Consider the following 26,702-nt stretch of genomic DNA (forward strand, 5'->3'; position numbering starts at 1 on the left):
CTCGACCCGCGCGCACTGGCTCAGAAGTACGGGCCGCGGCGCTGACGCTCTTCCGAGCATGGACCGAGAGCCTCTGAGGACCGCTCCGAGGCCCTAGCACAGCCCGTAGACGTCCTGACTCCGCTAGGGACGTCTACGGGCTTCCTTGTGCCCTTCCGAGGGCTTCCAGCATCGAGAATAGGAGACTCCATGGCTGTATCCATCCCAAGTGCCAAGAAGGTAGCCACAACGCTTCTCTTGGGCACTCTCGCCGCCGTCGCGGTGCTCGCTTTCGTCGCCGTTCTGCCTGCGGCTCTCGCGGCGGCGGAGAGTATCCATCTACCTACCTACGCCGCATGGGCATACGCGCTTCTCGCTGACGTAGGAACCGTCACGGGCATCCTTGGTGCTCTGATCCTCTCCGACAAGAAGGGGAGGCGGTTCGCCGTCACGTCCGTTGCGATCTTCGCTCTCATGAGTGGTTCCATGAATGTCGCGCACGCTCTCAACGTCGTCGGAGACAAGGTTCCTGCCTGGCTTCTTGTGGCCTATGGGCTTCTCGGCACTCTGGCGCTGTACCTGAGCACGGAGACGGCTTCTCGCGTTGCCGTTGCCCTCACTCCTGAGCTCGAGGGTCACCCGTTGCCCAAAAAGGCGGCAACCTCTCACCCTGCTGAGAGGTTCGTCGGCAAGCCGGCTGGAGGCAGCAAGGCGAAGAACACAAGGCGAGCACCGACTAGGACCGATGACGTTCTCATCGCACAAGGTGTCGAGGTCGCTCGTCGACGCAAGGCCCAGGGGAAGCCTGTGACCATTACGGCTCTGAAGGATGAGCTTCGCACGTCATGGGATCGAGCAAAGGCCGTTCACGCGGTGATCGAGGCGAACGACTCATCTCAGGAGGTAGCAGCGTGAGCGGGAAACGAAGGTATCAACCCATTCGCGAGGGCGAGGTGTTCGGCAAGCTGACTGTCGTTGGTGATGCTGGCTACGACGGTGGTCACCGGCTCATGCAGTGCCGGTGCGAGTGTGGCGGCGAGACGAAGACACGGGAGAGCGCACTCCGCAACAAAGTTCGCTCCTGTGGCTGCACTTCTGGCAGGCCGATCAAGCACGATGGCATCGACCGAGGGTATGAGCGTCAACATGCACGAGCACGCAAGGCATACGGGCCCGCGAGCGAAAGGAAGTGCATCGACTGTGGTGACTGGGCTGTGCACTGGTCCTACGTCGGCCCGTGTCGTGATGAGACGCGAGACAAGAATGGTCACCTTCCGTACTGCGAGCACCTGGAGCACTACCAACCACGATGCCGAGACTGTCACGGCCGCCTTGACGCATCTGTAGCGCGTGGGATGCCGACAGTGAGAGCCACACGCGCAAGAGCAATCACATACCTGTGACATAGACCCCCTCCCTGCCTGGATAAGGGCTCGGAGGGGGTTTTTATGTGTTTATGCCACGGTAAGTCGTCGACTTCTAAACAGTGGCGGGATCTTTGCCGCTGTGACATGCCGGTCCCTGCGATCGTCGCGAAGGGGTCATGCCCCCTATTCCTGTCGACTTGCTCGACTTTCGGTGCGTCGGTCTAAATGCATTCGTCAGGCATGGCGAGCGCCAATCTGTGAGCCCTATAGAGGGCGAGGCGGAGGTGGCTCCGGGTGTCCTCTGAAAGGCGCTCAGGTCAACGCTCAGGGCCATCGATGACGTCGGCGAAAGGGTCGCCTCAAACTTTCTTTGTGGTCTTGACCTGCGCTTATCCGTGCACTCGCAAAGAAGTTTGCATTCAGGGTTGCTTTGGATGGATCCATCCATGTTATGGTTCTTCTCGTTCGGCCAGCAAGGCGAACAAGGGCAGGGCTGAAAGCGGATCTGGATAGGACGCTCGAAACTGCATCGCATGACACTTGATAACTCAATAGCGGCTGAGAAGTAGCGATAGCAGAGCGCGCCACAGTGCGACATGGCTCTAACGCTCCCTGTGTCATTCGGCACGGATACCGGATCTGTAGCGGTTCACGCCCTCCGGTGGGTAGGCGATAGGTAAGCGTGCGACGGCTGGCAGGGGAGATACCCCTTTTGGGTGGTTAGCGGCAACGTCAGGTCTCAGATGAATGAAAGCACCGGGGAAGGTGTGAGTGACGCGATGAGATGAGCGCGCCGAAGGATCTTGCATCCTGCATCGTCCCCCGTTGCTGGATACCTTCATGTGAGTGAAGGTATCCAGTGGTGAGTTGCCAAGGAATGAGTGGATGGATCCATCCGAAGAAAGCGGGTCATGAGCATCGACACAAAGGACGTTCTCCGTATCGCTACTGCGAAAAGGGATGACTTGAAGTTCGGCACTACGGGACTCACGCTCTGGCGAGTGAATACGGGAGACGGTTACGACCCTTCCGAACTTGCCGAACGTCTCGGTATCCGACTCTGACAGCGGACGAAACTCCCGACACTGGGAGTCGCACGAAAGGAACGTGCCTGACGAGTCCGTCAGAAACTGCAACCTCTCAGGAATGAGAGTTTGAGAAGAGGAAAGCGCGAATGTCCATCCTTACCAAGATCGAAAACCTGACCGACGCGCAGAAGGCGCGCATCGTCAAGTTGCTGAAGCAGGCTGATGGTACGTCCGTCATCGCGGAGGCTGGGACCTTCCGCAGTAAGGCGTACGCCCTTGCCGAGGTCACCCAGGCGGACGTGACGCTCTCGTGGGAGACCGTGGGTCGTGGCAAGTCCGCGAAGGACGTTCTTACGGTCACGCTCTCCGAGAAGGCTCGGAAGGCTCAGGAGGAAGAGAGTGCCGATGCCCTGACTCGCTCGCTGCGGAGTGCAGCGGAAGGTCTCGCGGTGGCTGCGGTGTCCTTCGCGGAGGCGGTTCGGGCGCTCCTGGCAGCCGTCGACGAGGCGCAGAAGGCGGGAGACTTCTACAAGGCTCTTGGCTTCAAGTCCTGGACTGCCTACATCTGCGATGTCTTCAAGGACATCCCGGCCCTTCACGAGCTTCCCAAGGATCAGAAGATGCAGGTCTTCGAGATCCTTTGGCTTCAGGGGATGTCTCAGCCTGTGCTTGCAAAGATGTTCGGCATCTCCAGCGGCACGGCAGCCAACTGGTCAAAGAAGGTCGACCCGAAGAAGGCAGAGGGTCGGATGTCGCTCGGCACGGATGGCAAGACTCGGCGCACGCCAAAGGCCAAGGTGAAGGCCGAGAAGGTCGAGGACTCGGGCGAGGCCGAAGGCGAGGGTGCAGACGCTCCCAAGGCGACGGAGGACAACCCCTTCGAGGGGCTCACGGTCGCTCAGATCATGGCTGCCATCGCAGATCTAACCCGCATGGGGTCGATGCCGAATGTTGACCGCGAGTCGGTCTCTGCTGCGCTCCACTGGGCTTCTGAGGCGATCCTCACGGCTCCGTCTGAGCCTGTCGCGGCTGCTGCCTGATCGGGCGCTCTATCTCGGGCTTGGCCCTTCTCTGGCGAGGGCGTCAATCGGCGCTGAGGGTTCGACTCCTTTAGGGCCACCAACCTCTCAACCGACTGAGAGGTTCTCGAAGTCTGATAACTGTCGGATGATAGATAATGAGGAAGGCCGGAAAGTGGCAGAGGGTATGTCCGCACACATGGACGAGTTGCTCGCCGATGTCGCGAGCAAAGGAGTGACCTACTCCAAGGTTGTTGACGTGCTCGGGACGCTTGGAGAGGCGAACCTTCCTGGCATCGCCAGTGAGACGTTGGACTACGCCACGATGCAGGCTCAGACGGATCTGATCCTGAGTGTGTTGGAGTTTGCCGAAGCGTTCTCGGCGTGGTCGAGCCTGGAGCAGTCCATCGAGAGGATGGAGGCCGGCGATGAGGCGGCTTGAGCTGGAGCGGTGCGTTATGACAAGGCACTTCACCCTTCGACGGATCGAGAGGGACGTTCCGTGGGATGTGATCCAGCGGACGCTCAGCGAGCCTCAAGTGACCGAAGAGGTGGGAACGCACGCTCGATACATCAGAGATGGTCTGGCAATCGTCGTAGGAGACATGGACCAGCAGTACCCCGTACTGGTCACGATCCTGCTGAGGCGGCGTGAGGTCTGGCGAGACGTGGATGTAGCCAAACACGTGCGCCGATAGACCCTGAGGCGTGAGAGTGGCTCTCGGTCAACTGGTACTTGTCCGAGAGCCGTTCCCAACCCTACAGGGGCTGGAGAGAAGGAGGATGCATGGCGGTTGCCGTTGGTGGGATGATACGGCGCGTGGCGACGAAGGACACGCGGACGTACGACGAACGTAAGGCCGTTGGGCAGGATTCCGAGGCCCTGCGTAGACACCCCCGAAGGGCCGTACCGGCACCCGTTGAGCTGTGGGAGTTGGTCGAAGCTCATGTTCGGGCGGAGGCACGCGAGGAACTGTCGGACCGTGAGTTGGGCAAGCGCGTCAACGCATGGGTGCGTGCGCGCATGGCCGACGGTGTCGGGCGGCCGGATCTGGCAAAGACTGAGGAGGACAAGTGAGCATCAAGAGTGCCGAGATCATGACCGAGGATCCGCTCTGGCAGGAGTGGCTGGAGGTCACCTACAAGCGCGGAGTGAAGTTGGGCCAGATCGAGCCGAACGCTGAGGTTGAGGCGATGCTGAAAGCCGAGACGAAGTGAGTCTGGAACTGACGGAGGACCGTTCCCCCGCGTATCAGCGTGAGTCCTTTCACTGCCCTCACTGCGGCGTCTATGCGTTACAGGACTGGTCTGACATGAGGATGTTCGGGAAGGAGGGGCTGAGCACGGTCGACGGCTTCGATATCGCGCAGTGCACGGCGACAAAGTGTCTGAAGTTCAGCATCTGGCATCATGAAACGATGGTGTTCCCACTGAACCGGCAGGGCGAGAAGCCGCATCCTGACATGCCTGGCGACGTGCTGGCGATCTACAACGAAGCGAGAGAAGTTGCGCCTGTCTCGCGTAAGAGCGCGGCTGGTCTGCTCAGGCTGGCGCTCCAGATGCTCGTAGATGAGTTGGAGCCAGGCAGGGGCAAGATTGACACGAAGATCGGCGCACTGGTCCAGAAGAGGCTGGACCCACAGGTTCAGCAAGCGATGGACGTGCTCCGGATTGTCGGGAATGAGTCGGTGCATCCGGGGGAGATCAACCTCGACGAGGATGATGACTTGCTTCCGGCGCTGTTCAACCTTGTGAACATCATCGTCGATCAGGTGATCGCTAGGCCGAAGCATATCGGCGGACTGTTCGCGAAGCTGCCTGAGGCCAAACTGGCTGCGATTGAGCGTCGCGACAACTCGAAGTAGCGCTCACCGAGGATCGTGACCAGCCGCGCCGATACCGACTACGCCGGGTCGAGTCGAACTGCGTCCGGATGCTCGATCGCCCAGGCAAGCCTCATGCGCTGGCTTGGGTCCATAGTGAGCCCAAGAACGTCTGACCGTGGGACCCATTCGACCCGGGGGCTCTCGGGGCTGACAGTCGGCTCTCCGGCGAGGTACTCGGCGCGGTAGACGATGGCGAACTGCTGACGTACCTCGCCGTTGTCGTACTCGATGCGGTGGAGCGGATCAGTGAAGACGCCGACCATGCCGGTGCACTGGATCTGGATGCCAGTCTCTTCCAGCGTTTCCCGGACTACGCAGGTGGTCAGGCTCTCGCCGTACTCCATCGTGCCGCCAGGCATGGACCACTTGCCGTTGTCGCTGCGTTGAATTAGGAGAACCTCGTCATCGCGTTCGACGAAGACGGCTGCTGCTGGCTTCAGGCTGTTCACTGGTGGGGCTGCTGGGTCGTCGTGCCAGTCGGTCCGAGGCATGTCCTCAAGCCTATTCAGTGCATCGAGCGCTGGACCAGACGCGATCGAACGCGCCCATGTAGTAACTGTGCAGATGACCGCCAGGCACATCAGCCAACTCGAGAACCGGCGAGTCCTTCGCCGGAAGTCCGTGGCTATGGACGTTGACCAGCAGGGTCTGATCGAACCGGTACAGGGAGGCGTGCAACGCCGTGTCATGTAGGCGGATCTCGACGCCCGGCAGGGACGCCGAGGCGGCGAGGAACTCGAATGCGGATGCGGCCCTTCCGGGGACGTTCGGCATCCCTTCGTCACGTCCACGCTGCACTAGGACGTCGCTCGTTGGATCGCCCAAGAGGATGCGCGCCTTGCCTCCAGCCTTGCTCAGGCGGGCGAGCGTCTCGGGTAGGCGATACGTGTCGGTGAGGAACATGGCGGCATAGACGAGCAGGTCGACGTGCTCTCGTGCGTTATCCAGGTGCCTCTGCCACACGTCCGAGGGCACAGATGAGCGTGTGGGCCAGACTCTGGTGATCTCCGACGTAGTAGGACTGACGGCATGGTCAGTGCCCAGAAGGACGGGCCAGAAGTAGGTTTCATCCTTGCCTAGCTCCGCGGCGACCCGGGCTCGTGCTTTAGGTCGAGGGATCCGGTCTTGAGTGATCCAGCGCTCGACGGTCTTGGCGTCGACATCGACCAGAGCGCCGAGGCGTGCCGGTGAGAGTCCGAGCGCGTTCATCGCGCTGCGTAGGCGGATGTTCCCCATGGCTGAACTCTGTCACGAGTGTCCCTGAATGTCCCTGTAGCGAGGTGTTGGCGTCCCCGCGAGTCGGATGAGACTGGCAGGACCCGGGGCACCGAAGGGTTTCCTAAAACTTGCGGCGGTGCCCTGGGACCCAATCTCGCCAACCACCTGCGACGGAGAACCATGAGTTCCGCAGACGACCGACGCCCTCGCCCTGGACGACCACGGCACACCCCCGGGCAGGAGAGCAGCCTCTCTCCCCGTGAACAGATCCTCGATGTGTGCGCATGGCTGTTCGTGCAGCGTGGGTTTGCCGCCACGTCGACGCGGGAGATTGCCGACAACGTTGGCATCCGTCAGGCGTCGCTCTACTACCACTTCCCTTCCGGCAAGGACGAGATCCTCGGAGAGCTTCTAGAACAATCGGTACGACCTACTGTGGACAAGGCGGCGCAGATCGAAGGCATGTGCCCGCCAGAGGCGCCTGAGACCGCGCTGTACGTCCTACTGCTGCTGGATGTCCGCACGCTGGCGTCGCTCCCTCACAACACGGGGTTTCTGGCCCGCCTGCCAGAGGTGACCAGATCACCCGCGTATGAGCCGTACGACAAGATCCGTCGAGGGCTAGGAGACGCATACGAGCGGCTGGGCCGTCAGGTCGTGCACGCTCGCGTAGTCGTGCCAGGAACGACGGGGGAGTGGTTTATCAATCATGCGGAGACCGTGATCTTGATGCGCAGGTCGGGAGACATGCTCGGCGGAGCCGCTCAGGCCGCTATCGCTGCCTCTGGGCTGCGGATGTGCGGAGCCAGTCAGGACCAAATCGACACAGCGGCGCGACAGGCTGATCAGATCCTCAACGGACTGTGAGGGTCAGCAGCCGCTCGCACTCGGAGATAAGTTGTAGGCGGATGGGGTGCGCGCGTTCGGCGAAGGCTTTCTGAGCCTCTGCATACTCGCGCTTCCCTTCCGCCGTTTCGATCTTGACGGGGGTCCATCCCTCGTCAAGGTCACTCAAGTCATACGGCGCGGCTCGCATGTCGAGCCACCGTATGTCCCACGCCAACTCAAACGCATCGGCCACAAGGTCTGAGCAGATGAGAGGCGACAACCTGCACGCAACTCGTCCGTAGAGGTCCATGTTGCCGTGGAGGCAGCCCGGCTGCTCGAAGGCGGCCCGGTCGTCGGATCGCGGCGAGAGGGTGTTGAGCGGCGCCGCCGGGGGAGTGAAGAAGCGGTACGCGTCGAAGTGGCTGCACGCGATCCGGTGGGACTCCACCACGCGGTCGGTGCCGGTGGCACCCAGGCGCAGCGGCCAGTCGGTGTGGCGTACCTGTTCTGGGGTCAGCTGGTAGACCATGGCCCACTCGTGGAGGCCGAAGCAGCCGAAGTTGGCCTCGCGAGAGGCGGTCGCCCGCAGCAGCTTCAGCAGCGTCTCGATGAGCAGGCGTTTGTCGGCGAGGAACTTCGCGGTGACGGTGCCGTCGGCGTAGCCGCGCAACGCCTCGTACTCCGCCGCGTCCTCCAGGGCCACCCCGAAGCCCGGGTGCCAGCGCAGGAGCTGGGCGGGACGGTAGGAATAGTAGGTGAAGAGGAAGTCGTTGACCGGGTGCTTGACCCGGGCGCCGCGGCGGGCGAGGTGGGGCTCGACGTAGGGCGCCAGGCGCGCGCGGTGCGCCTCCGCCTTAGTGGTCCACTCCTCACGAGACAGCTGCACACGTTCAGCGTAATTGGGGTCTCGACAATCTCGACCACCGGTGGGAGGGGCAGGCTCGACCATCGGTGCGCGGAGTTCTGCGGATAGGCTCAGGGTGTGCGTATCGCCAGATTCACTACCAAGGGTGGCGAGCCCCAGTTCGGCGTCGTCCACGGGGAACTCGACGGCTACGGCCAGCTCAGCGAGGACGGAGGAGTGGTCGCCCTCCAGGGCGACCCGCTGTTCTCCGGGGTCAACCTCACCGACCAGGTCCACAAGTTCGACGACGTCAAGCTGCTCGCGCCGGTCATCCCACGCAGCAAGGTGGTCGCGGTCGCCCGCAACTACGCCAAGCACGCCGCGGAGCTGGGCAACGAGGTGCCGGCCGAACCGCTCTTCTTCATCAAGCCCAACACCTCGGTGTGCGGGCCGAACGACGCGATCCAGCGGCCGAGCGGCGTCGAGGACCTGCACTTCGAGGGCGAGCTCGCGATCGTGATCGGCCGGATCTGCCGCGACGTCCCCGAGGAGAAGGTGAAGGACGTCATCCACGGGATGACGGTCGCCAACGACGTGACCGCGCGCGACACCCAGCGCCGGCTGAACCACTTCTCCCAGGCGAAGGGCTACGACACCTTCTGCCCGCTCGGCCCCTGGATCGAGACCGACGTCGAGCTCGAGCAGCTGGCCGCCGGCGTACGCATCCAGACATTCCTCAACGGTGACGTCGTCCAGGACGGGTCCACGAAGGACCTCGTCCACGGCATCCCGAAGCTGATCGCCCACATCAGCAGTGTCATGACGCTGCTGCCGGGCGATGTGATCCTCACCGGCACCCCCGAGGGTGTCGGTCCCATGGAGCCCGGCGACGAGATCGAGATCTTCGTCGAGGGGCTCGGAGCTCTGACGAACAAGGTGGCACAGCGTTGACTGACAGCGGGTTGAACAACACACTCGAGCCGAAGGACTATCGGGTCCGGATGGCGCCCTCGCCGACCGGGTCGCCCCACGTCGGCCTGGTCCGCACCGCCCTGTTCAACTGGGCCTTCGCGCGCCACCACGGCGGCACCTTCGTCTTCCGCATCGAGGACACCGACAAGGCGCGCAACACCGAGGAGTCCTACGACGGGCTCATCGACCTGATGCGCTGGCTCAAGCTCGACTGGGACGAGGGCGTCGAGGTCGGCGGCCCCTACGGCCCCTACCGCCAGTCGGAGCGCTCGGAGATCTACGCCGACGCGCTCGCGCGGCTGCGCGCCTCCTCCCATGTCTACGAGTGCTACTGCACCGGCGAGGAGACCACCGCCCGCTACGAGGAGCGTCTGGCCGCCTACAAGGCCGCGAAGGCCGAGGGGATCAAGGGCGAGGCCCCGGCCCAGGGCTACGACAACCACTGCCGCGACCTGAGCGAGGACCAGATCAAGGCGTACGAGGCGGAGGGTCGCACCTCGGTGCCGCGTTTCCGCATGCCCGACGGCTCGATCACCTTCAACGACCTCGTCCGCGGCGACGTGACCTTCGAGACCAAACACGTCCCCGACTACGCGCTCGCGCGCGCCAACGGCGACCCGCTCTACACGCTCACCGCGCCGGTCGACGACGCCACGATGAACATCACGCACGTCTTCCGTGGCGAGGATCTGCTCTCCTCGACCCCGCGCCAGATCGCGCTCTTCGACGCCTTCATCGAGGTCGGGCTGGCCGAGCGTGCACCGGAGTTCGGCCACCTTCCCTACGTCATGGGCCAGGGCAACAAGAAGCTCTCCAAGCGCGACCCGGAGGCCCACGCGCTGAAGTATCGCGAGGAGGGGTTCCTGCCCGAGGGGCTGCTCAACTACGTGGCGCTGCTCGGCTGGGCGATCGCCGCCGACCGCGACATCTTCACCATGGAGGAGATGGTCGAGGCCTTCGAGATCCACGACGTGGTCAAGAACCCGGCCCGCTTCGACGTCAAGAAGGCCGAGGCGATCAACGCCTCCCACATGCGGCTGCTGCCCGTCGAGGAGATCACCCACCGGGTGATTCCCTACCTCAAGGCCGACGGCGTGGTCTCGGACCCGGTCTCGGACCCCGACGCGCAGATGCTGGAGCAGGCGATGCCGCTGGTCGCCGAGCGGATCAACAAGCTCGGCGAGGCCTCCGGCATGCTGCGGTTCCTCTTCGTCCCCGAGGCCGGCTTCGCTCTCGACGAGGAGGACGCCGCCAAGCTGCTCGACGAGGCGGGCCTGGAGGTGGTCCAGGCTTCGTACGACGCCCTGAACGGTCTCTCCACCTGGTCGACGGCCGAGATCCAGGACGCGCTGACCGCGGCCCTGATCGACGGACTCGAGCTCAAGCCGCGCAAGGCGTACGGCCCGGTGCGGGTCGCGGTGACCGGGAAACGGATCAGCCCGCCGCTGTTCGAATCCATGGAGCTGCTCGGCCGGGAGCGTACGCTTGGGCGCCTCAAGGCGGTTCTCGGGAAGTAGGTTCGGACAGGATGAGTACGGTCGTGGAACCGCCCTCGGGACTGGCGTACTACCAGGTGCAGCGCAGTGGGCGCAGCGGCTGGGGGCGGCCGCTGGTCGGACTCATCCTGATCGGACTGTGCGTCTTCTTCGTCTCGCCGGCGGTGGTGCTGGCCGGGTTCGAGGTCTTCTTCGTGCTCGCCGGCGACGACGTCTCCGACGGGATGCTCCGGGTCGCCGACGTGGAGAACGTCACGCCGGAGTCGCTGGCGTTCCTGCTGCTGTCGCTGGCCGGGGCCATTCCGGCGGCCATGCTGTTGTGCTGGGCGCTGCACGGGCTGCGGCCGGGATGGCTGGCGTCGGTCGAACGACGGATCCGGTGGCGGTGGCTGCTGCAGTGTCTCGGGATCGCGGCGATCACGATGGTAGTCACCGTCATCATCGCCTCCCGGCTGCCGATCCCGGGGGAGGACCTCGGGCCCGGCACCCTCAATCCCTGGACGACCACGATGCGCGACTTCGTGCTCGTGATCGTGCTCCTCACCCCGCTGCAGGCGGCGGGGGAGGAATACCTCTTCCGCGGCTACATCTTCCAGACCTTCGGGTCGCTCTTCGGCGGGATGCTGGGCGCGCGTACCGTCGCGGTGACGATCACTGCGCTGCTGTTCGCCTTCGCCCACGGATCCCAGGACCTGCCGCTCTTCCTGGACCGGTTCGCCTTCGGGATCGTCGCCGGGATCTGTGTCATCGCCACCGGAGGCATCGAGGCCGGCATCGCGATGCATGTCCTCAACAACTTCGTCAGCCTCGGGATGGCGGTCGCCTTCGGTGACATCTCGACGGTGCTCAACACCTCCGAGGCATCGTGGTGGCGGATCCCGGTCACGCTGGTCCAGTCGGGCGTCTTCCTGGCGCTGACCGTGTGGGCTGCCCGATCGGCAGGTCTATCGACCACGACCAAGAGGCTTTAGAAGACCTTTAGGGCGTGCCGATTTCGTAGCCCGGGGACGTCCCCGGTAATGTTTCCTCTCGGTTCGAGGGAGCAATTCCGAGGGCCGTGTCGCACTTGTTGGCGGCCTCTTCCGAGGTTAAGTCAACAAAAACGATGGGCTATGGTGTAATTGGCAACACGACTGGTTCTGGTCCAGTTATTCTAGGTTCGAGTCCTAGTAGCCCAGCGGATCCTCAGCTGAGGATTTGGGAGAGAACGAAGCGATTCGCTAATGTTTCTCCCGCTGAAACGGATGAAAATCCGCGGAAGCAGTGCAAGCCCCCGTCGTCTAGCGGCCTAGGACGTCGCCCTCTCACGGCGGTAACGCCGGTTCAAATCCGGTCGGGGGTACAACGCACGAAGGGCCCCGAGTCACTGACTCGGGGCCCTTCTTCATCTCCGTTGCGCATGGCGATGCGGTCGGTATCGGCAGGGTGGTGCCGATGTGGGGGATCGCCAGGGCATCCGGTAATGTTTCTCCTGCCCGCGGGGCCGAAAGGTCGGCGCGGGACGTGCAAGCCCCCGTCGTCTAGCGGCCTAGGACGTCGCCCTCTCACGGCGGTAACGCCGGTTCAAATCCGGTCGGGGGTACAACGCACCGGAAGCCCCGAGTCACTGACTCGGGGCTTCCTGGTTCTCCGGGTCGAGTTCGAGCTGCATCCAGGCGACGTCGTGCCAGGCGTCGAACTTCCAGCCGATGTTCTTGTACGTCCCGACATCGGTGAAACCGAAGGACCGGTGGATCCCGATGCTGGCGTCGTTGGGGAGGGCGATCCCGGCCAGGGCCCGGCGGTAGCCGCGCTCCTTCAGGATCGGGAAGAGGGCTGCGTACAGGGCCTTGCCGGCGCCCTTGCCGCGGCGCTCCTGATCGAGGTAGATCGACACGTCACAGGCCCAGCGGTAGGCGGCGCGGGTGCGGTGCTGGGTGGCGTACGCATAGCCGATCACCTCCGGGCCGGTCTCGCCCTCGGTCTCCAGGACGAGCCAAGCGTGCTCGGCCAGGGACGCCTCGATGCGGCGGGCCATCTCCTCGGCCGTGGGTGGCTCGGTCTCGAAGGAGACCAGGGTGTCGGTGACGTACGGGGCGTAGATCCGGGCGCAGGCGGCGGCGTCGTCCGTGGTGGCTGGCCTGATGCTCATCGCGGCTGTCCGTCCTTCCAGACCTTGTGGGTGAGGGGCGTTCCGGGGCGGTAGGCGAGGTGCCTGGCCGTGGGTGCGTCGAGGGCGTGCAGGTCGGCGCGGCCGCCGACGGCGATGCGGCCGACGGCGTCGTCGGTCCCGTCGCGGCCCAGGGCCTTCGCGCCGCCGACGGTGGCCGCCCAGAGCGCTTCCTCGAGGGTGAGGTGCTGCTGCAGGACCGCGGTCGCGACGCAGAACGCCATCGAGGTGGTGAAGCTCGAACCCGGGTTGCAGTTGGACGCGATCGCAACCGTGGCGCCGGCGTCGAGAAGGGCCCGGGCGGGCGGGAACGGCTGCCTGGTCGACAGGTCGCAGGCGGGCAGGAGCGTGGCGACGGTGGTGGATCCGGCCAGCGCGTCGACGTCGGCCGGAGCGAGGTGGTTGCAGTGGTCGACGCTGGTGGCGCCCAGCTCGACGGCCAGCTGGACCCCACCGGACTCGCCCAGCTGGTTGCCGTGGACCTTCAGGCCGAGCCCGGCCGCGCGCCCGGCCTCGAGGACCTCGCGAGACTCCTCGACGCCGAAGGCGCCCTGCTCACAGAAGACGTCGACGTAGTCGGCGTGCGGCGCGACGGCCGTCAGCATCGGGCCGGTCACGAGGTCGAGATAGTCACGGCGATCCGTCCCCGCGGGGACCACGTGAGCACCCAGGTAGGTGACCACGCCTGCGTGCTCGGCGCTGATCCGAGCCAGCCTCTCCTCGGTCTCGACATCGAGGCCGTACCCGGTCTTGGCCTCGATCGTCGTGGTGCCGCCGCGGTAGGCCTCGTCCCGCAGCCAGCCCGCCCGGGCCCGGAGCTCGTCGTCGGTGGCTGCTCGCGTGGCCTCGACCGTACGCATGATCCCGCCGGCCTCGTAGGGCCGGCCGGCCATCCGGTCGATGAACTCCTCGGCGCGGTCGCCCATCGAGACCAGGTGGGTGTGAGAGTCGACCCAGCCCGGGAGCACCGCGCGCCCGCCGAGGTCCTCTCGCGCGTCGGCCGTGGGGGCCTTGGCCGCGGAGCCGATCCAGGCGATGCGGCCGTGCTCGATCACCAGTGCCGCGTCGTGGACGGTGCCGTGCTCGTCGGTGTGAGTGGTCAGCTCGCCGATGTCGGTCAGCAGCACGCTCATGGGAGCTCCTTCAGGGCTTCGGTCAACAAAGTGGCCGGGTCGCGGCCGTCGGTCAAGCGGCCGTCCTCGGCCACCACCCGGCCGCCGACCAGGACCTTGGCGACGTCGGTGGCGGTCGCAACCAGGGCGAGCTGGTCGAGGCAGGCACCGGTGGTGCGTACGGAATCGGGGTGGATCTCCACCAGGTCGGCGCGGGCTCCGACCCGGAGGCCGCCAAGAAGACCGGCGGCGGCGTAGCCGGTGCTCGTTCGGGCGGACTCGAGCTCGGTGGGGGAGAAGCGGCCGCGCCGGCAGCTGCGGAGGCGCTCGCCGGCCTCGAGCCCGCGCACCTCGAGCCAGGGGTCGATGACGGCGTTCTGGTCGGACCCGAGGGCGATCCGCACCCCGGCGTCGGCGAGCTCCCGGGCTGGGCCGATGCCGTCGCCGAGGTCGGCCTCGGTGGTCGGGCACATCACCACTCCGGCTCCGCTGTCCGCGATGAGCGCCATGTCGTCGTCGGTCAGATGGGTGGCATGGACGAGCCAGGTGCGCGGCGTGAGCGCGCCGGCGTCGGCGAGCACCCGGGTGGGTGTGCGTCCGTACGCTGCGAGCGACTGCTCGTTCTCAGCCGGCTGCTCGGAGACGTGGACGTGGAGCGGCGCCTCGGCGGGAAGCCGTTCGGCGACGAGCGCGATGTCGTCGGGGGAGACGGCGCGCACGGAGTGGATGGCCGCCCCGACGACAGTGGCTTCGTCGGGCTCGTGGGCGTCGTGGAGGCGCTGCCAGCGGTCGAGCCAGGTCGCGGCGGTGCCGTCCCCGAAGCGGCTCTGCTCCGGGAGCAAGGGCTCGCCGGGGGCGCTGGTCAGGTAGAGGGTGTCGAGCAGCGTCAGCCGGATGCCGACGCCGGTGGCCGCCCTGGCGAGCGCGCTGCCGAACGCGTTGGGGTCCTCGTACGGTGTCCCGTCGGGACGGTGGTGGACGTAGTGGAACTCCGCGACCGACGTCCAGCCGGTCACCAGCATCTCTGCGAAGACGGCCTCGGCCAGACGCTCGTAGGAGTCGGGGGTGAGGCGGTCGGCCACGGCGTACATCTGCTGACGCCAGCGCCAGAAGTCGCCTCCCTGATCGTGTGTCCGGCCGCGTAGTGCCCGGTGGAAGGCGTGGGAGTGCGCGTTGCCGGCGCCCGTGAGCACGGTGTCGAGACGCAGGTCGGCGAGGTCGGGCGAGGCGCCTACGGCGAGGTCGGCGATGTCGCCCGCAGTATCGACCTCGATGAGGAGGTCGTGCACCTCCTGTCCGTCGACGAGCGCCCGGGCGGCATGGAATCGCGTCGAGCCGGTCATCGGGGGTCGCTCGCCAGGGTGCGGACCACGTCGGTCAGGGCCTTCGCCCCGGCGCGGCAGTCTTCGTCGGTGGCGCCCTCGAAGGGGGAGTGGGAGACGCCGGTGGGGTTGCGGGTGAAGAGCATCGCCGTGGGGATCTCGGCGGCGAGGATGCCGGCATCGTGGCCGGCTCCGGTGGAAAGCACCGGCACCTCGCCGAGCGATCCGCTGAGCGCGTCGAGGAGGCGTCGGCGCAGGTCGGCGTCGAAGTGGACGCTGGAGACGTAGGACTCCTCGACCACCTCCAGGGTGCAGCCGTGCTCCTCGGCGGCCGCGTGGGCGGCCTGCAGGATCTCCTCGAGGAGGGCGCGGGTCTGCGGGTCGGTGTCGCCGCGTACGTCGAGCCAGGCATCCACCCGGGACGCGATGACGTTGGTGCCGCCGGGGATCGGGGTGAGGCGGCCGATGGTGGCCCGGGCGGCGTCGGACCCGTCGTGGGCCGACGCGATGCGCTGAGCGGCCAGGACGGCCGCGGCCATCGCGGCCACCGGGTCCCGACGGTCGCGCATCCGGGTCGCGCCGGCGTGGTTGCCCTCGCCGGAGAAGACCAGCTTCCAGCGGCCGTGGGCCAGGATCGAGGAAGCCACCGCGACCGGGGCGTCCAGGTCGGCGAGCCCGATGCCCTGCTCCACATGGAGCTCCACGAACGCCGCCAGGCTCGCCAGCCGCTCCTCGTCACGGCCGAGCCCGGCAGGGTCGATGTCGTCGGCACGGCAGGCCTCGGCGTACGTCACTCCGGCCTCGTCGACGAGCGCCGCGACCTTGGGGCCCGGGAGCGTCCCGGCCATCAGCTTCGACCCCAGGCAGGCGATGCCGAACCGGGATCCCTCCTCCTCACCGAACGCGGCGATGGTCACCGGCCGGGCAGGTACGAAGCCTTCGGCCATGAGCACCGAGACCGCGGCCAGGGAGGAGGCGACGCCGAGCGGACCGTCGTAGGCGCCGCCGCCCGGCACCGAGTCGAGGTGGGACCCGATCGCGATCGTCCCGGCTCCCCGCGGACCCCAGTGGGCCCAGATGTTGCCGTTGCGGTCGGTCTCGACCTCGAGGCCGAGAGAAGTCGAAGTACGCCGGAACCACTCGCGCAGTTCCAGCTCGGCAGGTTCGTAGACATGCCGGGAGTAGCCGCCGCGTACAGGATCGCGCCCGATCTCGGCGATCTCACGGAGCAGCTCGACGACATCCAAACTCACAGTCATTCCTCTACGTCTCTGCCGAGTCGGCTCGTTCTGACGATGTTCGTTGACGAGTCGGCTCGTCATGACGAGCCGACTCGGCGGGTTTTTCGGTCAGAACGAGCCGACTCGGCGGGGGGTTGGTCAGGAGTCGAGCATCGGGACGTTGAGGCCGCGGTCGCGCGCGACGTCGCGGGCGTGCTCGTAGCCGGCATCGACGTGGCGCATGACGCCGGTCCCGGGGTCGTTGGTCAGGACCCGCTCGATCTTCTCCGCGGCCAGCGGGGTGCCGTCGGCGACACAGACCTGGCCGGCGTGGATGGAGCGGCCGATGCCGACACCCCCGCCGTGGTGGATGCTCACCCAGCTAGCGCCGGAGGCGGTGTTGAGCAGGGCGTTGAGCAGCGGCCAGTCGGCGATCGCGTCGGATCCGTCCAACATCTGCTCGGTCTCGCGGTAGGGCGAGGCCACCGAGCCGGAGTCGAGGTGGTCGCGGCCGATGACGACCGGGGCCGAGAGCTCCCCGCTCGCCACCATCTCGTTGAACTTCAGCCCGGCGAGGTGGCGCTCCTGGTAGCCCAGCCAGCAGATCCGCGCCGGCAGGCCCTCGAAGTGCACCTTCTCGCCCGCCTGGGTGATCCAGCGCTTGAGGCCCTCGTTCTCCGGGAAGAGCTCGACGATCGCCCGGTCGGTCTTGGCGATGTCCTCCGGGTCGCCCGAGAGCGCCACCCAGCGGAACGGGCCGAGACCCTCCTCGAAGAGCGGGCGGATGTAGGCGGGTACGAAGCCCGGGAACGCGAACGCGTCGGCGAAGCCACCCAGCCGGGCACCCTCGCGCAGCGAGTTGCCGTAGTCGAACACCTCGGCATCACGAGCCATGAAGCCGACCATCGCCTCGACGTGCTTGGCCATCGAGGCCTGCGCCTTCTCGGTGAAGTCGTCGGGGTCCTCCGCGGCCCGAGCGGCCCACTCCTCGACGGTGTACTCCAGCGGGAGGTAGGAGAGCGGGTCGTGCGCGGAGGTCTGGTCGGTGACGATGTCGATCTCGACCTCGCGCGCCAGGATCTCCGGGAAGACCGCGGCACAGTTGCCGACGAGGCCGATGGAGCGCGGCGTACGAGCCTTCTTGGCCTCTTCGGCCTGGGCCAGCGCGTCGTCGAGGGAGGCGGCGACGGTGTCCATGTAGCCGTGGTCGACGCGACGCTGGAGGCGGGCCGCGTCGACGTCGACGACGATGACGACTCCCTCGTTGAGGGTCACCGCGAGCGGCTGGGCACCGCCCATGCCACCGGCGCCGCCAGTGAGCGTCACGGTGCCGGCCAGGCTGCCGCCGAACCGTTTGCGGGCGATCGCGGCGAAGCACTCGTAGGTGCCCTGGAGGATGCCCTGGGTGCCGATGTAGATCCACGATCCGGCGGTCATCTGGCCGTACATGGTCAGGCCGAGCGACTCCAGCCGCCGGAACTCGGGCCAAGTCGCCCAGTCGCCGACGAGGTTGGAGTTGGCGATCAGGACCCGCGGCGCCCACTCGTGGGTGCGGAAGACGCCGACCGGCTTGCCGGACTGCACCAGCAGGGTCTCGTCGGCCTCGAGCTCGTCGAGGGTGCGGACGATGGCGTCGTAGGCCTCCCAGGAGCGCGCGGCCCGGCCGGTGCCGCCGTAGACGACCAGGTCGTCGGGGCGTTCGGCCACGTCCGGGTCGAGGTTGTTCATCAGCATGCGCTTGGCGGCCTCGGTCTGCCAGTTCTTGGCGGTGATCTCGGGGCCGTGCGGTGCGCGGACAGTGCGTGGTTCGCTCATGTGGTCCATCCTTCCAGTCGGGTCAGCGGACGCTGGTCAGAGAGCGGGCGGTGGCCAGGAGCTTCCCGGTGGCGACGAGATCCACGACCGCCTTGATGTCGGGTGCCAGGAACCGGTCGGGGCCCGGGGCCGGGACCTGCTTGCGGATCTCAGCGACCAGAGCGACGCCGACGGCTCCTGGCCGCTCGGGGGCGCGCATGTCGAGGGCGCGGGCGGCGGTGAGGATCTCGATGGCGACGACCTGCTGAGCGCCGGTGATCGCGCGACGCAGCTTGCGGGCGGCGTTCCAGCCCATCGAGACGTGGTCCTCCTGCATGGCGGAGGTGGGGATGGAGTCGACGCTCGCCGGGACGGCGAGGCGCTTGAGGTCGGAGACGATCCCGGCCTGGGTGTACTGCGCGATCATGTGCCCCGAGTCGACACCGGGGTCGTGGGCGAGGAACGGCGGCAGCCCGTGGTTGCGGGACTTGTCGAGGAACCGGTCGGTGCGGCGCTCGGAGATCGAGGCGAGGTCGGCGGTGGCGATCGCAAGGAAGTCGAGTACGTAGCCGACCGGTGCGCCGTGGAAGTTGCCGTTGGACTCGACGCGGCCGTCGAGGGTGACCACCGGGTTGTCGACCGCGCTGGCGAGCTCGGTCTCGGCCACCCGGGCGGCGTGGGACATGGTGTCCCGCACGGCACCGTGGACCTGGGGCGCGCAGCGCAGCGAGTAGGCGTCCTGCACCCGGGTGAACCCGGTTCCGCGGTGGTCGGCGACGATGCCGCTGCCCGCGAGGACGGCGCGGATGTTGGCCGCCGAGGTCGCCTGTCCGGCGTGCGGACGGAGCGCCTGGAGGTCCTCGGCGAAGACGCTGTCGGTGCCCTGGAGGCCCTCGATGCTGAGCGCTCCGGCGATGTCGGCGGTGGCCACCAGCTCGTCGAGGTCGGCGAGCGCCAGGATCAGCATCGCCAGCATCCCGTCGGTGCCGTTGATCAGCGCCAGCCCCTCCTTCTCGCGCAGCTGCACCGGGGTGATCCCGGCAGCCGCCAGTGCGTCGGCGCCGGGGACGAGGTCGCCGTCGGCGTTGCGTACGTCGCCCTCACCCATCGCCGCGAGCGCGCAGTGGGCCAGCGGGGCCAGGTCGCCGGAGCAGCCGAGCGAGCCGTACTCGCCGATCACCGGGGTGATCTGGGCGTTCAGCAGGGCCGCGTAGGTCTGGGCGACCTCGGGGCGCACGCCGGTCCGGCCCGTGGCGAGGGTCGAGAGGCGCAGGAGCATGAGGCCGCGTACGACCTCCTTCTCGATCTCGGCGCCCGAGGAGGCCGCGTGCGAGCGGACCAGCGAGGCCTGCAGCTGGGCGCGGTGCTCGGGTGGGATCGAGGTGTTGGCCAGGGCCCCGAAACCGGTGGAGATGCCGTAGTGGGGCCGGGAGTCATGGGCGAGGTCCTCGATCAGCGCTCGGCTCGTGGCCATCGCGGACAGTGACTCGTCGGTGAGAGTGATAGGGGCGTTGTGGCGGGCGACGGCGACTACCTGATCGAAGGTGAGGGCACCGACCCCGACGGAAACCGTGGTGTTGGTCATGAGGTGAGTGGATCACATCACACTCAGCGAGCCGAGCACAGGCCGTTGTCGACGGCGTCCTTCTGCTGTTCCTCGAGGGTCCCGGAGGCGGTCGGTGATCCGGTCGCTGATCCGGCCGGTGACTCGTCGACCACCTCGTCCGGCGAGGTGCCGGAGGCGGGGTTCCCGGGTGTGCCGGTGGGCGGCGATGAGGGGTCGGCAGCGGCCGTCGCGTCGTGGAGCGGACGGTCCTCGAGTATCCGCTGCCAGATCTCGTCGGCCTTCGGGAGGATCCGGAGGCGGCCCCAGTTGGGGTCCCCTTCGGGGTAGGCCTCGTTGGGCACGGTCTCGAACTCGATGCTGGCCGGGTCGAGGTCGCGCATCTCGCCGGCCAGGTCGGCCAGCTCGGCGACCGAGCCGATGTCGGTGGTGATCGACCTGGAGAGCTCGGTGGCGAACGTGGCCAGCCGGCTCGGGCGGGCCAGGGTGCCGGCGGAGAGGACCTTGGTGGCGAGGGCGGTGAGGAAGTATTGCTGGCGTCGCATCCTGCCCAGGTCGGCGTTGGGGGTGGAAGAGCGGTTGCGGACGTAGTCGAGGGCCTGCTTCCCGCGCAGGTTGCGTGTCCCCGCGGGCAGGAAGATGTTGTGCTCCTCGTCGTCGATCGCCTCCGGGATGCAGATCCTGACGCCGCCGACGGCGTCGACCATCCCGCGGAACCCGGCGAAGTCGAGGGCGAGATAGTGGTCGATCGGGATGCCGGTGAGCAGCTCGGTCTGGCGCGCGGTGCAGCTGGGGCCGCCCAGGGAGTAGGCCTCGTTCCACATCACGCCCCTGGCCTCGGGGATCGTGGAGCCGTCCGGAGCGGTGCACTCGGGCCGCTCGACGAGCGCGTCGCGAGGGATCGAGATGCCGTAGGCCGACTCACGGTCCGCGGCGACGTGGAGCAGGATCGTGCTGTCGGAACCGCCGGCGCCACTCTCGCCGTCGATGGAGCAGCCGTCGCAGTCGCGCCCGTCGATGCCGAGGACCAAGATGTTGAGGGGCCGCTTCGGGCCCGTGTCCACGGGCCCGTCGACGAGATGGTCGATGTCGCCGCCCGAGCCGAGGTTGCGGTTGAGGCGGTCGTAGAACGCCCAGGTGCCGATCCCGGTGGCGACCGCCAGGAACAGCATCGTGACCACCACGGTGAGCACGACCGTACGCGTGCCCGAACTCGCGCCGGTCCCCATCGTCCTCCCTCGGTCCGCCTGCCTGAGCAGCCTCACACAGGTAGTACGCGCCAGTGAGCCGAGAGGTTGCTGCAATCAGTTGACGGCAGAAAACTGCAATGTGAAACCATGAGGAAGGTACTGTCCGAAAACCGCGCGTAATTCCGTTCCGAACACGGCAACATTGGGGACATGGATGGGACGATGAGCGTGAACGGGCTCGACTTCGAATCGTGTTATCGCGCCGTTCGATCGCGTGATCGGCGCTTCGACGGGGTCTTCTACACCGCGGTTTCCTCGACCGGGATCTACTGCCGGCCCTCGTGCCCGGCCCGCACCCCGGCGTTGGTCAACGTCTCGTTCCACCGGACCGCGGCGGCGGCCCAGGCGGCCGGCTACCGGGCCTGCAAGCGCTGCCGTCCCGACGCCACCCCGGGCAGCCCGGAGTGGGATGTGGCCGCGACTCTGGCCGGCCGCACGATGCGGCTGATCGCCGACGGCGTCGTCGATCGCGAAGGTGTCGAGGGGCTGGCTCGTCGGGTCGGCTACTCGCCTCGCCATCTGACCCGGCTGCTGACCACCGAGCTCGGGGCCGGCCCGCTGGCGTTGGCGAGAGCGCGACGCGCGCAGACCGCCCGGACGCTGGTGGAGACCACCGAGCTGGGGTTCGCGGACATCGCCTTTGCGGCGGGCTTCTCGAGCGTACGTCAGTTCAACGACACCGTCCGCGAGGTCTATGCGGCCTCGCCGACCGAGCTCCGCGGGCGACGTGGCTCGAGGCGTCGAGCCGACGGGACGATCGCGCTGCGGCTCGCCGTCCGCACTCCGTTCGCGGGCCGTGCTCTGCACGCCTTCCTGCGCGACCACCTGGTGCCGGGTGTGGAGGCCGCGGGGGTCGAGAACGGACGGCTGTGGTTCGCCCGGACGCTCGATCTGCCCAACGGACCGGGGACGCTGAGCCTCGAGCTCACCGACATCCCCGAGGGCGAGACCGGCTTCGTTCACGCGACCTTCAAGCTCACCGATCTGCGCGACACCACCGCGGCCGTCGAGCGGGCCCGCCGGTTGCTCGACGCCGACTGCGACCCGCGCGCGGTCGCCGACGTCTTCGCCGAAGACGCGGTGATCGGCCCGCTGGCCCGGGCGCTGCCGGGGCTGCGAGTGCCCGGGACCGTCGACGGAGGCGAGCTGGCGCTGCGTACGATCGTGGGGCAGCAGGTCTCGGTCGCCGGTGCGCGCACCGTGCTGGCGGGGATCGTCGCCGACCACGGCCGCCCGATCGCGACCGACATCGATGGCCTCACCCATCTCTTCCCGGCCGCGGACGCGCTGGCTGCCGCCGACCCGGCCAGTCTGCCCATGCCGCGCTCGCGCGGGCGTGCGGTCACCGGCCTGGCCGCGGCTCTCGCCTCCGGCGAGCTCCAGCTGGACCGCGGCACCGACCGCGATGTCGTGCACGACCAGCTGCTCGGCATGCCCGGCGTCGGACCCTGGACCGCCGACTATGTCGCCCTGCGCGCGCTCGGCCATCCCGATGTCTTCCTGCCGACCGATGTCGGCATCAGACGAGCGCTGGAAGTGCTCGGAGCGCCCGCGGCCGACGTCGCCGCGTGGCGGCCGTGGCGCTCGTACGCCCTGCTCTACCTATGGACTTCACTGACTGCTCTGGAGGAACTCTGATGTGGACTCTCATCGACTCGCCCGTCGGCGAGCTGCGGCTGGTCGCCCAGGACGGCGCGATCACCGCGATCGACTTCATGCCGGCTCTCTACGCCAAGGGTCGGGGTCTGCGACGGGAGCGGGTCGACTCGGATCCGGTGCTCATCGAATGCGCCCGGCAGCTCGCCGAGTACTTCGCCGGCGACCGGACCTTCTTCGATCTGCCGCTGGCACCTGCTGGCACGCCGTTCCAGGAGCGGGTCTGGGAGCAGCTGCAGAAGATCGAGTACGGCACGACCTGCTCCTATGGTGAGATCGCCGGTCGCCTGGCCATGACCGGCCACGGCGCCCGCGCCGTCGGGCTCGCCAACGGCAGGAACCCCATCCCCATCGTCATTCCGTGCCACCGTGTCATCGGCGCGAACGGCACCCTGACCGGCTATGCCGGTGGCTTGGAGCGCAAGACGGCGCTGCTCGGCCTGGAGAGCGGTGTGCTCTTCTGATGCCGAGCCCGCAATCGTGGCGTACGCCGCTGGCTGCTGCCGTGCTGGCCACTGCCTTCGCCGGGTGCGGGAGCACGCCGGCCGCGCAGCCCGCTGAGCCCTCGACCGATGAGAGACTCGGCGAGGGGGAGCGCGAGCTGCGTGTCAACGGCCGGGTGCGATGCGTCCAGGACGTGTCGAGCGAGGAGGCGAAGGACGTCATCGAACGCGTCGGCGGACTCCAGCAGCCGACCTGGTCGGTGCGGTTCGCCGAGAGCACCGCCGCCGGCGTCGTCGTGCTGGTCACCGGCGACCTCGATGACGCCGAGCCTCGGCTCTTCGACGACTACCACGTCACCGCGATCGTCGGCTCTGCCGAGGGCCAGGCGCGGGCAGAGGACTTCAGCGCTGTGCGCGAGGCGGTTCGGGAGCTCTGCGCCTGAGTGCTCACCGAGTTACCTCGGTCAGGTGATGCTTCCTTCGTGGAACTCCGCGAAGGAAGCGCGTGCTCACCGAGTTACCTCGGTGAGCATCCGGCGCCCTACTCCGCAGCCGCGCGCCGCAGCGACTCCGAGAGCCGGTCGGCGGCGGCGAGGACAGCGGGAGCGTGCATCTTGCCGGGCTGCCGGGTGAGGCGCTCGAGCGGGCCGGAGACGGAGACGGCGGCGATGACCTTGCCGCCGGGGGAGCGGACAGGGGCCGACACCGACGCGACGCCGGCCTCGCGCTCGCCGATCGACTGCGCCCAGCCGCGGCGACGGATGCCGGAGAGGGCGGCCGCAGAGAAGGCGGCGTTCTGCAGGCCGCGGTGGAGGCGCTCGGGGTCCTCCCAGGCGATCAGTATCTGAGCGGCCGACCCGGCACGCATGGTCAGCTGCGAGCCCACGGGGATGGTGTCGCGCAGACCGGAGGGGCGTTCGGCGGCGGCGACGCAGACGCGGAAGTCGCCCTGGCGTCGCCACAGCTGCGCGGACTCACCGGTGATGTCGCGCAGACGCGCCAGCACGGGGCCGGCGGTGGCCAGCAGCCGGTCCTCGCCTGCGGCGGCGGACAGCTCCGCCAGGCGGGGGCCGAGGACGAAGCGGCCCTGCATGTCGCGGGCGACCAGACGGTGGTGCTCGAGTGCGACCGCGAGGCGGTGTGCGGTCGGGCGGGCGAGCCCGGTCCCTGCCACCAGACCCGCCAGGGTCGCCGGGCCGGACTCGAGCGCTGTGAGCACAAGAGCGGCCTTGTCGAGAACGCCTACACCACTGGAACTGTCCATATCGCAAGACTAACTTCTCAGAACCTGAGATGCAACGTTACGCTCGGAGCAGCAGACTGGAAGTGGCGGATCTGACTTCGCGATTCAACGCTCGACCCGCCGCCGGCCACTACAGACCAAGATGCCAGATGGAGAACGTGTCATGGGCAGGACCTTGTCGGAGAAGGTGTGGGACGAGCATGTCGTCCGGTCGAGCGCCGGAGAGCCTGATCTCCTCTACATCGACCTTCACCTCATCCACGAGGTGACCAGCCCCCAGGCGTTCGAGGGGCTGCGGCTCTCCAACCGCAGGGTACGCCGCCCCGATCTCACCATCGCCACCGAGGACCACAACGTCCCGACCGTCGACTGGGACAAGCCGATCGCCGACCCGGTCAGCCGCACGCAGGTCGAGACGCTTCGCAAGAACGCGGAGGAGTTCGGCGTACGTCTCCATCCCCTCGGCGACGCCGAGCAGGGGATCGTCCACGTGGTCGGCCCGCAGCTGGGTCTGACCCAGCCGGGCATGACCATCGTCTGCGGTGACTCGCACACCTCCACGCACGGTGCGTTCGGCGCGATCGCGTTCGGTATCGGCACCTCCGAGGTCGAGCACGTGCTGGCGACCCAGACGCTGATGCAGGACAAGCCGAAGACGATGGCTGTCACCGTCGACGGCGCTCTGCCCGACGGCGTGAGCGCCAAGGACCTGATCCTCACCCTGATCGCCAAGACCGGCACCGGCGGCGGCCAGGGCTACATCGTGGAGTATCGCGGCGAAGCCATCCGTGAGCTGTCCATGGAGGCCCGGATGACGATCTGCAACATGTCGATCGAGTGGGGCGCCAAGGCCGGCCTGATCGCCCCGGACGAGACCACCTTCGCCTACATCAAGGACAAGCCCGAGGCACCGAAGGGCGCCGAGTGGGACCAGGCCGTCGCGCACTGGAAGTCGCTGGTCACCGACGAGGACGCCGTCTTCGACAAGGAGATCGTGCTCGACGCCGCCGAGGTCACCCCGTTCGTCACCTGGGGCACCAACCCGGGCCAGGGCGTCCCGCTGGGCGCCGCCGTCCCGAACCCCGACGACTTCGAGGACGCCGACGAGAAGATCGCTGCGGAGAAGGCCCTGACCTACATGGGTCTCGAGGCCGGCACCCCGATGCGCGAGGTGCGCATCGACACCGTCTTCCTCGGCTCCTGCACCAACGGGCGCATGGAGGACCTGCGTACGGCCGCCGACATCATCCAGGGACACCACGTCGCCGAGGGCACCCGCTTCCTGGTCGTGCCCGGCTCGGCCAGGGTGCGCCTCCAGGCAGAGGAGGAGGGCCTTCACAAGATCTTCCTCGACGCCGGCGCCGAGTGGCGCGGCGCGGGCTGCTCGATGTGCCTGGGCATGAACCCCGACATCCTGGCCCCCGGCGAGCGCTCGGCCTCCACCTCCAACCGCAACTTCGAGGGTCGCCAGGGCAAGGGCGGTCGCACCCACCTGGTCTCGCCGGAGGTGGCTGCCGCCACCGCCGTACGCGGCACCCTCTCCTCGCCCGCCGACCTGACTCTCGCCCGAGCCTGAACACGGAGCGCCTGACATGGACAAGTTCACCACCCACACCGGCCTCGGCGTGCCGCTGCGTCGTAGCAACGTCGACACCGACCAGATCATCCCCGCGGTCTACCTCAAGCGCGTGACCCGCACCGGCTTCGAGGACGGCCTCTTCGCCGCCTGGCGCAACGACCCGTCCTTCGTCCTCAACAACGAGGCGTACGCCGGGGCCTCCGTCCTCGTCGCCGGCCCCGACTTCGGCACCGGCTCCTCGCGCGAGCACGCCGTCTGGGCGCTCATGGACTATGGCTTCCGGGTCGTCATCTCGAGCCGCTTCGGCGACATCTTCCGCGGCAACTCCGGCAAGGCCGGCCTGCTCGCGGCGAAGGTCGACGAGAAGGTCGTCCAGAAGCTGTGGGACCACCTCGACGACAACCCCGGCGCCCAGATCACCGTCGACCTCGAGTCGCGCACCGTTCGCGCCGGCGAGGGTCCCGACGCCATCGAGGACTCCTTCGACATCGACGACTACACCCGCTGGCGCCTCCTCGAGGGCCTCGACGACATCGGCATCACGCTCTCTCACGACGACGACATCTCCACGTACGAGGCCACCCGGCCCTCCTTCAAGCCGGTGACCCTGCACGCCTGAGAGCCTTCCGCGCCGAGACGGTAGTTCTGGCGGCCCGAATCGGTAGAAGTGGCTCAGGATGCGGGAGCCGTCGATGCCCTCCCACTCGAAGGTGTGGTGAGGGAACTTGTTGAC

The 26,702-nt window shown here is 67.4% G+C and carries 26 protein-coding genes and 3 tRNA genes; 18 read left to right on the top strand and 11 right to left on the bottom strand.

Annotated features, from left to right (window positions below):
• Positions 1–189 precede the first annotated feature (189 nt).
• The 6 genes from ABZZ22_RS15285 (at position 190) to ABZZ22_RS15310 (ending at position 5,258) form a co-directional block, all read left to right on the top strand.
• On the top strand, positions 190–894 hold the full coding sequence (locus tag ABZZ22_RS15285; RefSeq protein ID WP_354932752.1) for a hypothetical protein: 705 nt from the start codon (positions 190–192) through the stop codon (positions 892–894).
• 1,626 nt (positions 895–2,520) lie between these two features.
• Complete coding sequence (locus ABZZ22_RS15290; protein ID WP_354932754.1) at positions 2,521–3,414, top strand: hypothetical protein; 894 nt, start codon at positions 2,521–2,523, stop codon at positions 3,412–3,414.
• A gap of 178 nt (positions 3,415–3,592) precedes the next feature.
• A complete protein-coding gene (locus ABZZ22_RS15295) occupies positions 3,593–3,835 on the top strand; it encodes a hypothetical protein (RefSeq protein ID WP_354932756.1) in 243 nt (80 codons plus the stop codon).
• A gap of 345 nt (positions 3,836–4,180) precedes the next feature.
• Positions 4,181–4,471, top strand: coding sequence for a hypothetical protein (locus ABZZ22_RS15300; protein ID WP_354932758.1), 291 nt, complete (start codon positions 4,181–4,183; stop codon positions 4,469–4,471).
• Entirely contained in the window at positions 4,468–4,611 is a 144-nt protein-coding gene (locus tag ABZZ22_RS15305; RefSeq protein WP_354932760.1) for a hypothetical protein, read from the top strand. The genes ABZZ22_RS15300 and ABZZ22_RS15305 overlap by 4 nt, the downstream gene beginning before the upstream one ends.
• Positions 4,612–4,706: 95 nt before the next feature.
• Positions 4,707–5,258 (top strand): DUF4145 domain-containing protein, encoded by a 552-nt coding sequence (locus tag ABZZ22_RS15310; RefSeq protein ID WP_354932762.1) that lies wholly within the window; start codon positions 4,707–4,709, stop codon positions 5,256–5,258.
• Between the two features lie 38 nt (positions 5,259–5,296).
• Here ABZZ22_RS15310 and ABZZ22_RS15315 read toward each other — a convergent pair whose 3' ends face one another.
• Together ABZZ22_RS15315 and ABZZ22_RS15320 are read right to left on the bottom strand one after the other, a co-directional pair.
• The gene (locus ABZZ22_RS15315) at positions 5,297–5,770 is read right to left on the bottom strand and encodes an NUDIX domain-containing protein (protein ID WP_354932764.1); all 474 of its coding nucleotides are present in this window, start codon (positions 5,768–5,770) and stop codon (positions 5,297–5,299) included.
• 10 nt (positions 5,771–5,780) lie between these two features.
• Positions 5,781–6,515, bottom strand: coding sequence for a helix-turn-helix transcriptional regulator (locus ABZZ22_RS15320; RefSeq protein ID WP_354932766.1), 735 nt, complete (start codon positions 6,513–6,515; stop codon positions 5,781–5,783).
• Positions 6,516–6,677: 162 nt separating this feature from the next.
• On the opposite strand from ABZZ22_RS15320, the gene ABZZ22_RS15325 reads away from it, so the two are divergent.
• Complete coding sequence (locus ABZZ22_RS15325; RefSeq protein WP_354932768.1) at positions 6,678–7,364, top strand: TetR/AcrR family transcriptional regulator; 687 nt, start codon at positions 6,678–6,680, stop codon at positions 7,362–7,364.
• Here the strand turns inward: ABZZ22_RS15325 and ABZZ22_RS15330 are convergent.
• Complete coding sequence (locus tag ABZZ22_RS15330; protein ID WP_354932770.1) at positions 7,351–8,211, bottom strand: 3-methyladenine DNA glycosylase; 861 nt, start codon at positions 8,209–8,211, stop codon at positions 7,351–7,353. The genes ABZZ22_RS15325 and ABZZ22_RS15330 overlap by 14 nt on opposite strands.
• 96 nt (positions 8,212–8,307) lie before the next feature.
• Between ABZZ22_RS15330 and ABZZ22_RS15335 the strand changes: the two genes are divergently transcribed.
• The 6 genes from ABZZ22_RS15335 to ABZZ22_RS15360 all read left to right on the top strand — a co-directional run bounded on the left by ABZZ22_RS15335 (position 8,308) and on the right by ABZZ22_RS15360 (position 12,219).
• Positions 8,308–9,120, top strand: coding sequence for a fumarylacetoacetate hydrolase family protein (locus ABZZ22_RS15335; RefSeq protein WP_354932772.1), 813 nt, complete (start codon positions 8,308–8,310; stop codon positions 9,118–9,120).
• 11 nt (positions 9,121–9,131) lie between these two features.
• Entirely contained in the window at positions 9,132–10,658 is a 1,527-nt protein-coding gene (gene gltX / locus ABZZ22_RS15340; protein ID WP_354932774.1) for a glutamate--tRNA ligase, read from the top strand.
• An 11-nt stretch (positions 10,659–10,669) separates the two neighbouring features.
• Positions 10,670–11,608, top strand: coding sequence for a CPBP family intramembrane glutamic endopeptidase (locus tag ABZZ22_RS15345; RefSeq protein ID WP_354932776.1), 939 nt, complete (start codon positions 10,670–10,672; stop codon positions 11,606–11,608).
• Positions 11,609–11,743: 135 nt separating this feature from the next.
• Positions 11,744–11,815: transfer RNA gene (locus tag ABZZ22_RS15350), tRNA-Gln, on the top strand.
• Positions 11,816–11,906: 91 nt separating this feature from the next.
• Positions 11,907–11,979: transfer RNA gene (locus tag ABZZ22_RS15355), tRNA-Glu, on the top strand.
• Between the two features lie 167 nt (positions 11,980–12,146).
• Positions 12,147–12,219, top strand: a tRNA-Glu gene (locus tag ABZZ22_RS15360).
• 21 nt (positions 12,220–12,240) lie between these two features.
• Here the strand turns inward: ABZZ22_RS15360 and ABZZ22_RS15365 are convergent.
• The 7 genes from ABZZ22_RS15365 to ABZZ22_RS15395 all read right to left on the bottom strand — a co-directional run bounded on the left by ABZZ22_RS15365 (position 12,241) and on the right by ABZZ22_RS15395 (position 21,027).
• Positions 12,241–12,768 (bottom strand): arsinothricin resistance N-acetyltransferase ArsN1 family B, encoded by a 528-nt coding sequence (locus tag ABZZ22_RS15365; RefSeq protein ID WP_354932778.1) that lies wholly within the window; start codon positions 12,766–12,768, stop codon positions 12,241–12,243.
• A complete protein-coding gene (gene hutI, locus ABZZ22_RS15370) occupies positions 12,765–13,919 on the bottom strand; it encodes an imidazolonepropionase (RefSeq protein WP_354932780.1) in 1,155 nt (384 codons plus the stop codon). The genes ABZZ22_RS15365 and hutI overlap by 4 nt, the downstream gene beginning before the upstream one ends.
• Complete coding sequence (locus ABZZ22_RS15375) at positions 13,916–15,241, bottom strand: formimidoylglutamate deiminase (protein WP_354932782.1); 1,326 nt, start codon at positions 15,239–15,241, stop codon at positions 13,916–13,918. Before ABZZ22_RS15375 ends, hutI begins: the two co-directional genes overlap by 4 nt.
• Complete coding sequence (locus ABZZ22_RS15380; RefSeq protein WP_354932784.1) at positions 15,238–16,479, bottom strand: allantoate amidohydrolase; 1,242 nt, start codon at positions 16,477–16,479, stop codon at positions 15,238–15,240. Before ABZZ22_RS15380 ends, ABZZ22_RS15375 begins: the two co-directional genes overlap by 4 nt.
• A gap of 120 nt (positions 16,480–16,599) precedes the next feature.
• On the bottom strand, positions 16,600–18,255 hold the full coding sequence (gene hutU / locus ABZZ22_RS15385; RefSeq protein WP_354932786.1) for a urocanate hydratase: 1,656 nt from the start codon (positions 18,253–18,255) through the stop codon (positions 16,600–16,602).
• A 22-nt stretch (positions 18,256–18,277) separates the two neighbouring features.
• Entirely contained in the window at positions 18,278–19,819 is a 1,542-nt protein-coding gene (gene hutH / locus ABZZ22_RS15390; RefSeq protein WP_354932788.1) for a histidine ammonia-lyase, read from the bottom strand.
• 23 nt (positions 19,820–19,842) lie between these two features.
• Positions 19,843–21,027, bottom strand: coding sequence for an LCP family protein (locus ABZZ22_RS15395; protein WP_354932790.1), 1,185 nt, complete (start codon positions 21,025–21,027; stop codon positions 19,843–19,845).
• A gap of 183 nt (positions 21,028–21,210) precedes the next feature.
• Here ABZZ22_RS15395 and ABZZ22_RS15400 point away from each other — a divergent pair, with 183 nt between their 5' ends.
• From ABZZ22_RS15400 to ABZZ22_RS15410, 3 genes are read left to right on the top strand one after another with little or no spacing between them, the layout of a single operon-like run.
• Positions 21,211–22,686 (top strand): Ada metal-binding domain-containing protein, encoded by a 1,476-nt coding sequence (locus ABZZ22_RS15400; RefSeq protein ID WP_354932792.1) that lies wholly within the window; start codon positions 21,211–21,213, stop codon positions 22,684–22,686.
• Positions 22,686–23,168 carry a methylated-DNA--[protein]-cysteine S-methyltransferase gene (locus ABZZ22_RS15405; protein WP_354932794.1) on the top strand — a complete coding sequence of 161 codons (483 nt, stop codon included), beginning with the start codon at positions 22,686–22,688 and terminating at the stop codon, positions 23,166–23,168. Before ABZZ22_RS15400 ends, ABZZ22_RS15405 begins: the two co-directional genes overlap by 1 nt.
• Complete coding sequence (locus ABZZ22_RS15410) at positions 23,168–23,590, top strand: hypothetical protein (RefSeq protein WP_354932796.1); 423 nt, start codon at positions 23,168–23,170, stop codon at positions 23,588–23,590. The genes ABZZ22_RS15405 and ABZZ22_RS15410 overlap by 1 nt, the downstream gene beginning before the upstream one ends.
• A gap of 98 nt (positions 23,591–23,688) precedes the next feature.
• Here ABZZ22_RS15410 and ABZZ22_RS15415 read toward each other — a convergent pair whose 3' ends face one another.
• Positions 23,689–24,411 (bottom strand): IclR family transcriptional regulator, encoded by a 723-nt coding sequence (locus tag ABZZ22_RS15415; protein WP_008358359.1) that lies wholly within the window; start codon positions 24,409–24,411, stop codon positions 23,689–23,691.
• A 142-nt stretch (positions 24,412–24,553) separates the two neighbouring features.
• Between ABZZ22_RS15415 and leuC the strand changes: the two genes are divergently transcribed.
• A complete protein-coding gene (gene leuC, locus ABZZ22_RS15420; protein ID WP_354932799.1) occupies positions 24,554–25,966 on the top strand; it encodes a 3-isopropylmalate dehydratase large subunit in 1,413 nt (470 codons plus the stop codon).
• Between the two features lie 16 nt (positions 25,967–25,982).
• Positions 25,983–26,588 (top strand): 3-isopropylmalate dehydratase small subunit, encoded by a 606-nt coding sequence (gene leuD / locus ABZZ22_RS15425; protein WP_354932801.1) that lies wholly within the window; start codon positions 25,983–25,985, stop codon positions 26,586–26,588.
• Positions 26,589–26,702 lie beyond the last annotated feature (114 nt).

The organism is Nocardioides sp. NPDC006273, from assembly GCF_040613495.1.
Classification (GTDB): domain Bacteria; phylum Actinomycetota; class Actinomycetes; order Propionibacteriales; family Nocardioidaceae; genus Nocardioides.